Annotated in this window: 10 protein-coding genes and 1 tRNA gene; 8 read left to right on the plus strand and 3 right to left on the minus strand. The window is 67.8% G+C overall.

All coding sequences use genetic code 11. From position 1 onward, the window contains the following. The 3 genes from AC27VN_RS22460 to AC27VN_RS22470 all read left to right on the plus strand — a co-directional run. Nucleotides 1–239: pyridoxal-phosphate dependent enzyme (locus AC27VN_RS22460; protein ID WP_490877948.1), on the plus strand; the 239-nt coding region annotated here is incomplete at its 5' end. Nucleotides 240–289: 50 nt separating this feature from the next. Then, nucleotides 290–1,621, plus strand: coding sequence for a serine--tRNA ligase (serS, locus tag AC27VN_RS22465; protein ID WP_490877949.1), 1,332 nt, complete (start codon nucleotides 290–292; stop codon nucleotides 1,619–1,621). Nucleotides 1,622–1,702: 81 nt separating this feature from the next. Continuing rightward, nucleotides 1,703–1,792: transfer RNA gene (locus tag AC27VN_RS22470), tRNA-Ser, on the plus strand. Between the two features lie 76 nt (nucleotides 1,793–1,868). Here the strand turns inward: AC27VN_RS22470 and AC27VN_RS22475 are convergent. Further along, nucleotides 1,869–2,867, minus strand: a complete 999-nt coding sequence (locus AC27VN_RS22475) for a LysR family transcriptional regulator (RefSeq protein WP_490877950.1) — start codon at nucleotides 2,865–2,867, stop codon at nucleotides 1,869–1,871. Between the two features lie 229 nt (nucleotides 2,868–3,096). Here AC27VN_RS22475 and AC27VN_RS22480 point away from each other — a divergent pair, with 229 nt between their 5' ends. From AC27VN_RS22480 to AC27VN_RS22490, 3 genes are all read left to right on the plus strand, one after another. Next, complete coding sequence (locus AC27VN_RS22480) at nucleotides 3,097–4,167, plus strand: hypothetical protein (RefSeq protein WP_490877951.1); 1,071 nt, start codon at nucleotides 3,097–3,099, stop codon at nucleotides 4,165–4,167. A 203-nt stretch (nucleotides 4,168–4,370) separates the two neighbouring features. Continuing rightward, a complete protein-coding gene (locus AC27VN_RS22485; RefSeq protein ID WP_490877952.1) occupies nucleotides 4,371–5,636 on the plus strand; it encodes a glutamate carboxypeptidase in 1,266 nt (421 codons plus the stop codon). A gap of 73 nt (nucleotides 5,637–5,709) precedes the next feature. Continuing rightward, on the plus strand, nucleotides 5,710–6,294 hold the full coding sequence (locus tag AC27VN_RS22490; protein ID WP_398498509.1) for a TetR/AcrR family transcriptional regulator: 585 nt from the start codon (nucleotides 5,710–5,712) through the stop codon (nucleotides 6,292–6,294). Between the two features lie 22 nt (nucleotides 6,295–6,316). Here AC27VN_RS22490 and AC27VN_RS22495 read toward each other — a convergent pair whose 3' ends face one another. Both AC27VN_RS22495 and AC27VN_RS22500 read right to left on the minus strand, forming a co-directional pair. Further along, nucleotides 6,317–6,511 (minus strand): hypothetical protein, encoded by a 195-nt coding sequence (locus AC27VN_RS22495; protein WP_490877953.1) that lies wholly within the window; start codon nucleotides 6,509–6,511, stop codon nucleotides 6,317–6,319. Between the two features lie 89 nt (nucleotides 6,512–6,600). Next, on the minus strand, nucleotides 6,601–7,458 hold the full coding sequence (locus AC27VN_RS22500; RefSeq protein ID WP_490877954.1) for a LysR family transcriptional regulator: 858 nt from the start codon (nucleotides 7,456–7,458) through the stop codon (nucleotides 6,601–6,603). 94 nt (nucleotides 7,459–7,552) lie between these two features. On the opposite strand from AC27VN_RS22500, the gene AC27VN_RS22505 reads away from it, so the two are divergent. Next, on the plus strand, nucleotides 7,553–8,875 hold the full coding sequence (locus AC27VN_RS22505) for an aspartate aminotransferase family protein (RefSeq protein ID WP_490877955.1): 1,323 nt from the start codon (nucleotides 7,553–7,555) through the stop codon (nucleotides 8,873–8,875). Between the two features lie 228 nt (nucleotides 8,876–9,103). After that, the coding region (locus tag AC27VN_RS22510) for a DUF72 domain-containing protein (protein WP_490877956.1) at nucleotides 9,104–9,526 on the plus strand (423 nt) is incomplete at its 3' end.

Consider the following 9,526-nt stretch of genomic DNA (forward strand, 5'->3'; position numbering starts at 1 on the left):
GCATCGGCGCCATCGCCTGTGACATCGCGCAGCGCCACGTCGCCGATGCGCTGCTGCTGTCCGACGAGGCGATCCGCGCCGCGCAGCAGTGGCTGTGGAAGGAAATGAAGCTGGCCGTCGAGCCGGCCGCAGCGCTGCCGCTGGCCGCGCTGCAGACCGGCGCCTACGTGCCGCGCGCGGGCGAGAAGGTCTGCCTGATCGTCTGCGGCGCGAACGTCGATCCGGCCACGGTCGGCTGAACGAGCCCCGCGCGGGGCGGGGTGCGGGCGCGCCCACCTAAAATCGGGCGATGCTCGACATCACCCTGCTCCGCAAAGACCTGGCCGCCGCTGTGGCCGGCCTCGAAAAACGCAAGAAGAACCAGCCCTACCTCGACGTCTCGGCCTTCACCGCGCTCGAGGCCGAGCGCAAGACGCTGCAGACCCGCACCGAGGAAATCCAGGCGCGCCGCAACACGCTGAACAAGCAGATCGGCCCGCTCAAGGCCAAGGGCGAGTCGGTCGACGCGCTGATGGCCGAGGTCAACGCGCTCAAGGGCGAGCAGGAATCGCAATCGAAGCGCCTCGACGAGATCCAGCCCGAGCTGCAGGCGCTGCTGCTCGCCGTGCCCAACCTGCCGCACGCCAGCGTGCCGCTGGGCGAGGACGAGACCGGCAACGTCGAGCAGCGCCGCTGGAGCCCGCAGGGCGGCGCCGGCGCCTCGGCCACGCCGCTGGGCTTCGCGCCGAAGGACCACGTCGACCTGGGCGCGCCGCTCGGCCTCGACTTCGAGATGGGCGCCAAGCTCTCGGGTTCGCGCTTCACCGTCATGAAGGGGCCGATCGCGCGGCTGCATCGCGCGCTCGCCCAGTTCATGCTCGACATCCAGACGCAGCAGCACGGCTACACCGAGTGCTACGTGCCCTACATCGTCAATGCCGCCACCCTGAGCGGCACCGGCCAGCTGCCCAAGTTCGAGGGCGACCTGTTCGCCGCGAAGAAGGGCGGCCAGGACGGCGAGCCCGCGCCCGACCTGTCGGCGCTCTACCTGATCCCGACCGCCGAGGTGCCGCTCACGAACTTCGTGCGCGACGAGGTCGTGCCCGAGGCGCAACTGCCGATCCGCCTCACGGCCCACACCCCGTGCTTCCGCTCGGAAGCCGGCAGCGCGGGCCGCGACACCCGCGGCATGATCCGCCAGCACCAGTTCGACAAGGTCGAGATGGTGCAGGTGGTGCATCCCGAGAAGAGCTACGAGGCGCTCGAGCAGATGACCGGCCATGCCGAGGTGGTGCTGCAGGCGCTCGAGCTGCCGTACCGCGTCGTGCTGCTGTGCACCGGCGACATGGGCTTCGGCTCGACCAAGACCTACGACCTCGAGGTCTGGCTGCCGGCGCAGGACACCTACCGCGAGATCAGCTCGGTCTCGAACTGCGAGGCCTTCCAGGCGCGGCGCCTGCAGGCGCGCTTCAAGAACGCCCAGGGCAAGAACGAGCTGGTGCACACCCTCAACGGCTCGGGCCTCGCGGTCGGCCGCACCCTGGTCGCGGTGCTCGAGAACCACCAGAACGAAGACGGTTCGATCAACGTGCCGAAGGCGCTGCGACCCTACCTGGGCGGCACCGAGGTGCTGCGCGGCTGACGAAAAAACGACAGGGAAATCGCGGCACAGGATGGTTGTGTCGATTTTCCTGGCTATAATCGCAGGCTCGACAGAGCGACCGGAGAGGTGGCAGAGTGGTCGAATGTACCTGACTCGAAATCAGGCGTACTAGCGATAGTACCGAGGGTTCGAATCCCTCCCTCTCCTCCAATGATTCAAGGGTCAGTGGCCACCAGGCTACTGACCCTTTCTCATTGGTGCCTCCCGCTCGACCCCGCGGTTTCGCCTAGGCAGGCGGCAACCCAAGCTCCGCCCGCATCCCCGAAACCCGCCGCACATAGAACTCCACGAAGGCCCGGATCCGCATCGGCATGTGTTCGCGGCTGGGATAGCAGAGGTAGTGCGCCCGCCCCTGGGGCGCATAGGCGTCGAGGCAACGGACCAGGCGGCCGGCGCGCAGGTCCTCGGCGACCTGGTAGCCCGCCACCTGGGCGATGCCCAGGCCATCCCGCAAAGCGCCCACCACCAGCTCCGGATCGCTGTAGATCCGGCTGCCCTTCGGCATGAGCTTGCGCACCCGGCGGTTGCCGCGCTCGTCGCCCGCGGGCGGCTCCATGAACTCCCATTCGTACAGCCCACCCGACCCGAGACGGAACTGGATGCACGCGTGGCGCTCGATGTCCTCGAGCGTCTCGGGCAGGCCGTGGCGCGCCGCGTATGCGGGCGATGCGCACACCATCATCTCCATGGGCGCGAGCTGGCGCGCGATGATGCTGCTGTCCGCGAGGCGGCCGTTGCGGAAGCTGACGTCGATGCGGTCGGCGGTGAAATCGGTGATCCGGTCGTCGAGGATGAGCTCGACGTCGATGCCGGGATGCAGCCTGTAGAAATCGGCCAGCAGCGGACCGACGATCCGGCGGCCGAAGCCGATCGTCGAGCACACGCGCAACTGCCCGCGCGCGGGCCCGTCCTGCAGTTCGTGCACCTGCTGCATCGCCTGCATGATCTGCTCGACGCCCGGGCGGCTGAGCTCGTAGAACATCTCGCCCTCGGGCGTGAGGGCGACATTGCGGGTCGAGCGCTGCAGCAGCCGCGTCTTCATCTGGGTCTCGAGCCGCTGCACGTTGCGGCTCACGGCCGAGCGGCCGAGGCCCAGGCGGTGGCCCGCCTTCATGAAGCTCAGTTCCTCGGCGACCGCCATGAACGACAGCACGCCGGTGTAGCTGGCGGCCAATCCGGAAGCCAGTGCATCGGGCATCGAAGGGGTGAGGACGGGATTCTTCATGGTCGATGGGTCGGGTGGAGCGGCGCGGGCCAAAGCATCGCGCGGCCTCGCCGGCAGGAGCGCTGGCTAATCATGGGAGGTAGGAGCGCCGATGTCGGTGCGCGTTCGCACAATCGACGCGTGGTGGCCGGGGATTGGTGATCAAAGCTGGATATCGGATTGCATCGGGGCATGTCAATTTGCGCGGGAGTGCCTCCTACGATGGCCGTTTCAGACGGATCTCCCCGCCATGGCGCTTGCCCTTCATCGTCCCGCTCTTTTCTCCTCCAGCCCGGATCTCGCTTGGTCATGGCTGCCGCCATTTGCCGCGGTGCTCGCGTATCCGCATCTGCTCGCGGCGTTCTTCCAACGCTTCAATGCACAGGACGGCAGTCCGGTGCTGGCCGTGCTCGCCATGGCATCGGCCTTTGCGGTCACCGCCTTGGGATTCGCCTTCGCGTGGCGGCTGGGACACGCGCCGCATCCGACGGCGCGATCGCTGACCGCGCGCCGCTTCGCGTACCTCACGGTGGCGGCGCCGCCGCTGTTCACCTTCATGGGCGTGCTGCTGTACCTGATGAAGATCGAGGGCGCGGATGCGGCGGTCTGGACCGGCCTGTGGACGGCCGCGGCGGCATGGGTCGCGATGCTGCAACTCACGCGGCGGTCCGATGGGGACGCCGTCGATGAAGCCGGTGCCCCGGCGGGCATGCAGGCCACGCGCGGACTCGCGGCATTGCGAGTCACCCACGGCATCTCGGCGGCCGCGCTGATCGTCGTCTTCCTCGCGCCTCATCTGTTCAACCATCTCGTCGCCTGGCTGGGCGACCAGGCGCACCAGTCGCTGATGCTCCAACTGCGCAAGCTCTATCGCCATGCCTGGGTCGAGCCCGCGATGCTGCTCGCGATGGCGTTCCAGTTGCTGTCGGGACTGGCGCTGTGGTTGCCGAAGACGCGCCGGAAGGCGAATCCCTTCGATGTGCTGCAACTGGCTTCGGGCATCTATCTGACTTTCTTCATTGCCTCGCATGTCAACTCGGTGTTCGTGCTGGCCCGTCATTTCGGTGTCGACACCAATTGGGCCTGGGCCGTGAGCGCACCGGCCGGACTCACGGGCGACGCATGGAGCGTGCGGCTGATTCCCCACTACGCAATTGCGGTGTTCATGCTGCTCGGGCACCTGGCCTGCGGCCTGCGCGTCGTTCTGCTGGGGCATGGCGTGAGCGATGCGAGGGCAGGGCACTGGGCCTGGATCGCGCTGGCGGCGGCAACCATCGTCGCGATCACCATTTCCGCGGCAATGCTCGGCGCCCGACTGTGAGCGCGGGAATCGGCATGCCCGGACTCCGAATGCGCATGCCAATTGCGGAGTTGTTGAATTATTCTTTGGAGTCGATTGAACAAATAGCGTAAAGAATAATTTCTCCAAAATCGGAAAAACATTGACCCGGATTCGCCGCATTCATAGCATCGCCCCCGCTATTGAAGTGACTCCAAATCTTTTTTCTGATCAAGGGGAGATAGATGATATTTCGGTCGACTGTTCTTCATTTGACATTGCTGTTGAGCATTGTCACCAGCGGCTGTTCGGACGGCAACGCCAACGCGTTCTTCTACAGCAGCACATTGGACCAAAGAACCAAGGACGAGCAGCCCGCGGTGCTCAAGACCCTGGAGGAATTGGTCAATATCGAAAGCGGCACCAATGACGCCATCGGGATTCCCGAAATGGGCAATTACCTCGAAGGGCGTCTCAAGGCACTCGGTGCCGAGGTCACGAGTACACCCGCCAGCAGCGGCGTGGTTGGCGACATCATCGTCGGCCAATTCAAGGGCAGCGGCGGTCGCCACATCCTGATGATGGCGCACATGGACACGGTCTATGTGCGCGGCTCGCTGGCCAAGGCGCCATTCCGCATCGATGGCGACCAGGTTCTCGGCGCCGGCATTGCCGATGCGAAGGGCGGTATCGCGACCATCCTGCACACGCTGGCCTTGTTGAAGGCGCAGAGCTTCCAGCAGTTCGGCACCATCACCGTGATGTTCAACACCGACGAGGAAAAGGGCTCGCTGGGGTCGAACGAACTGATCCAGAAGCTCGCGGCGCAGAGCGACATCGTGCTGTCGTACGAAACCGGCTTCATCTACGAGGGCCAGGAGTTCTTCGTCACCGGCACCTCGGGCGTGGCGGTCGTGGAGGCACGGGTTCACGGCAAGGCGTCGCATGCGGGGGCCGCGTCCCCGACGGCGGTGAATTCCATGACCGAGGCCGCGGACCTGATCCTGCGAACCCAGGACCTGCAGGACCCGCAGCAGGAGCGGCTGTTTAACTGGACGACCATCAAGGGCGGCAGCGCCACCAACATCATTCCGGACCTCACGGTCGTCTCGGCCGACATGCGCTATGGCCGCAACGAGGATCTTCCGCTGCTGGAGGCCGCGCTCGCCGAGCGTGCGCAGAAGAAACGCCTCGAAGGGGCGCGCATCGATCTCCAGGTGACGCGCCTCATCCCGCCGTACAACGCCACGGACGCCGCCCGGGGCGTGATGAACAAGGCCGTCGCCATCTACGCCGAAGTGGGCGCGAAGCTGGTGGCCGCCAACGTGCGCACCGGCGGCGGCTCGGACGCGGGCTGGGCCGCGCTCTCGGGCAAGCCGGTGCTCGAGAACCTGGGCCTGCCCGGCGGCAACCAGCATGCCGATGCCGGTGAGTACGTGCTGGCCTCGGCCATCCCGCGCCGGCTCTACCTGTCGGCGCGCCTGGTCTCGGAGCTCGGGCAAGGGCTCTGAGCGAGGACCAAGGTCTACCGATTCAGTCGATTACCGACCGATCCGGTAAGCGCCTGCGATAGACTGCAGGCCGATGCCCAAGCCCACCCGCTCCCAGATCGACGCCGAAATCATCGACCGCGCCGCGGGCCTGTTCGCCAAGCATGGCTTCGCCCACACCTCGCTCCAGCAGATCGCGGACGCGGTCAACTATTCGAAGGCCGGGCTCTTGCATCACTTCCCGAGCAAGCAGGCGATTTACGACGCGGCGCTGCAGACCTGCCGCGACCAGGCGCAGGCGCTGCTCGATGCGGTCGGGCACCTGCCGCCGGGCGCGGCGCGCGAGCGGGTGGTGGTGGAGGCCTCGGTCGACCAGACCTACGAATGGCCCGGCGTGTCGGCGCTCGCGAACCGGCTCGCCGACAACGGCAAGGGCACCGATCCCGCGTTGACCGAGATGGCGTTGATGGTCTACAAGGCGCTCGGCATCGACCTGCAGGCCACCACCATGGAGCGCATCGTGCGCGTCACGAGTGCGCTGTCGGGCCTCGGTGCCTCGGCGATGGTCGCGGCCCACGTGGGGCTGCAGCGCGAATGGCGCACGCCCATCATCGAAGCGGCCATGGACGCGCTCGGCCACGGCGGCAAGCCGCAGCGCCCGGCACGCAAGCGCGCCTAGTCTTGCTTGCCGGAGCGGCGCCTCAGAGGCCGCCGATCAGTCCGCTGAGCTTCGGCGCGAAGACGCCATAGCCCATGCTCACCGACACGCGCAATTCGGGCATGAAGGCCGCGAAGGACATGCCGAACCCGACCAGCCCGCCGACCACCAGACCGAGCACGGCGAGCGCTCTCCCGTGCTGCTTGAGGATCGACAGGGTGGTGTGGAGGAAGGTCAATGCGGTGTTCCTTGAAGGCGGAGCACCGGATTATTCAACCAATTCGGTTGGACTTCAACCATTTTGGTCGAAATCGATGGAGAGACCTCTCAAGCCGCGGGCAGAAACTTCCTCACATGCGCCGCGAAGGCCGCGGTCAGGGCGGTCGGTGCCTCGCGCGCCAGGGCCAGCGTGACGCCCACGCTCGGCAGTTCGGGAAAGCCGTCGCTCGCGTCGAGGATCTGCAGGTCCCCGGGCACGGCCGTGCGCGTGAGCACGGTGACGGCTTGGCCCGAGCGCGCCATGCCCACCAGGCCCGACAGGCTGCTGCTCGCATAGGCGAGCCGGTAGGCGCGGCCGGCGGCCTCGAGTGCGCGCCGCGGCAGGATGTGGTCGAGCGCATCGGGTGCGCCGAGCGCGAGCGGCAGCGGATCGAGGGCGACGGCGGCGCTGCCGCGCTGCGCGACCCACACCAGCGGTTCGTGTCGGATCACCTCGGTGCCCGCGGCATCGGCGGCCACCGACACCAGCGCGAGATCGATCGTATGCCGCGCCAGCAGCTCGTGCAGCCGCGGCGTGGGCGCGCACATCACCTCGAGCTGCACGCCCGGGTGCAGGCTCGCGAAACCCCGCAGCAGGTAGGGCAGGAACACGACCGCGTAGTCGTCGGGGCAACTGAAGCGCAGCACGCCCGACAGCTGCTGCCCGCGCAGCTCGGCCAGTGCCTCGTCGTGCCGGCGCAGCAGTTCGCTGGCGCGCACCAGCAGGCGTTCGCCGGTCGCGGTGAGGGTGACGCCGCGGCCGGTGCGGTGCAGCAGCGGCTGCTCGACGATGCCCTCGAGCTTCTGCATCTGCATGCTCAGCGCCGACTGCGTGCGGCCCACGCGCAGGGCCGCCTGGCCCAGCACGCCGGTCTCGGCGATGGCGACGAAGCTGCGCAGCAGGTCGATGTCCAGCGATTGGCTCACGGCATGAGTTCCCTTGATAGCTGATCTCAAAACAATTCGCTTCCACGCGCGCGGGGCGCCGCGTAACGTGGGCATTTTGATCGGGAAGCACCCCATGAGCAGGAACGACGATCCCCAGTTCTGGCAACAGGCACAGCGCCATCTCGTGCGCTACGGCGGCAGCTTCGAGCCGCTGATCATCGAGCGCGCGCAGGGCTGTTTCGTCTACGACGCCGACGGCCGCGCCATCCTCGACTTCACCTCGGGCCAGATGAGCGCGCTGCTCGGGCATGCGCATCCCGAGATCGTCTCGGTGGTGTCGGAGCACGTGCGCACGCTCGACCACCTGTTCAGCGGCATGCTGTCGCGCCCGGTGGTGGCATTGGCGGCGGAGATCGCGCGCCATGCGCCCGGTGCGCTCGAACGCTGCCTGCTGCTGAGCACCGGCGCCGAATCGAACGAAGCGGCGCTGCGCATGGCCAGGCTGGTGACCGGCGGCCACGAGGTGGTGGCCTTCACGCAGTCGTGGCACGGCATGACCGGCAGCGCGGCGGCCGCGACCTACAGCGCGGGCCGCAAGGGCTACGGCCCGGCGGCGGCCGGCTCGTTCGCGATCCCGGCGCCCAATGCTTACCGGCCGCGCTTCGCGACGAAGGAGGGCGAGCTCGACTGGCGCCGCGAACTCGACGACGGCTTCGAGCAGATCGACCGCCAGTCGACCGGCGCGCTCGCGGCCTTCATCGCCGAGCCCATCCTCAGCAGCGGCGGCATCCTCGAGCTGCCGCCGGGCTACATGGCGGCGCTCAAGAAGAAGTGCGAGGAGCGCGGCATGCTGCTGATCGTCGACGAGGCGCAGACCGGCGTGGGCCGCACCGGCCTGATGTTCGCGTGCGACCGCGACGGCGTGGCGCCCGACATCCTGACCCTGTCGAAGACCCTGGGCGCGGGCCTGCCGCTGGCCGCGATGGTGACCACGGCCGCAATCGAGGACGAGGCCCATGCGCGCGGCTTCCTGTTCTACACCACGCACGTCTCCGATCCGCTGCCCGCGGCGGTCGGCCTGAAGGTGCTCGAGGTGGTCGAGCGCGACGGGCTGGTCGAACGCGCGCGCGTCGCGGGCGAACGGCTGCAGCAAGGGCTGCGCCGGCTGCAGTCGCGCCACGAATGCATCGGCGACGTGCGCGGGCGCGGCCTGCTGCTCGGCCTCGAAGTGGTCAAGAGCCGCGACACGCGCGAGCCGGCCTTCGAGCTCGGCGAGGCCGTCACGCGCGAGTGCATGAAGCTGGGCCTGAGCATGAACATCGTGAAGCTGCCCTCGATGGGCGGCGTGTTCCGCATCGCGCCGCCGCTGACGATCAGCGACAGCGAGATCGACCTCGGCCTCGAACTGCTCGACAAGGCCATTGCCACAGCGGTGCGTTTGCAGCCGGCTTCCTGAGCGATCGCCCGGACCTTCAGCCCGGCTTAAGTTTCGCGAACGATACTGGCTTCGACGGTCTTTCGGCGTTGGTAGAGGTCGCTTCGGCACCCGCTGGCTTGCAGCGGTTCCTCGAGCCTGAGGTCGTCACGAATTCCGCGGGACGGCGCACAGGATTGCGCCGGCGCCGACAACCGGCGCCTGCCGTCTTCCTACGTCCCGCCCGACGCGCCATCGCAGGATGGCCCCATGACAAAGGCATCCGCGGACCCGGCGGTCCACATCGGCATCTCCGGCTGGCGCTATGCGCCGTGGCGCGGCAAGTTCTATCCCGCCGGGCTCGCGCAGCGGCAGGAACTCGCCTTCGCCTCACGCGTGCTGCCGACCATCGAGATCAACGGTTCCTTCTATTCGCTGCAGCGGCCTTCGTCGTACGAGGCCTGGCGCGACGAGACGCCCGCGGGCTTCGTGTTCGCGGTCAAGGGGCCGCGCTACATCACCCACCTGCGGCGCCTGAACGACGTGCGGGTGCCGCTCGCGAATTTCTTCGCTTCGGGGGTGCTCGCGCTGGGCGACAAGCTCGGGCCGATCCTGTGGCAGTTCCCGCCGCGCATGGCCTGGGAGCCCGAGCGCTTCGAGGCCTTCTTCTCGCTGCTGCCGGCCACCACCGCG

It is taken from the genome of Variovorax sp. 20P10.2.4 (genome assembly GCF_058244205.1).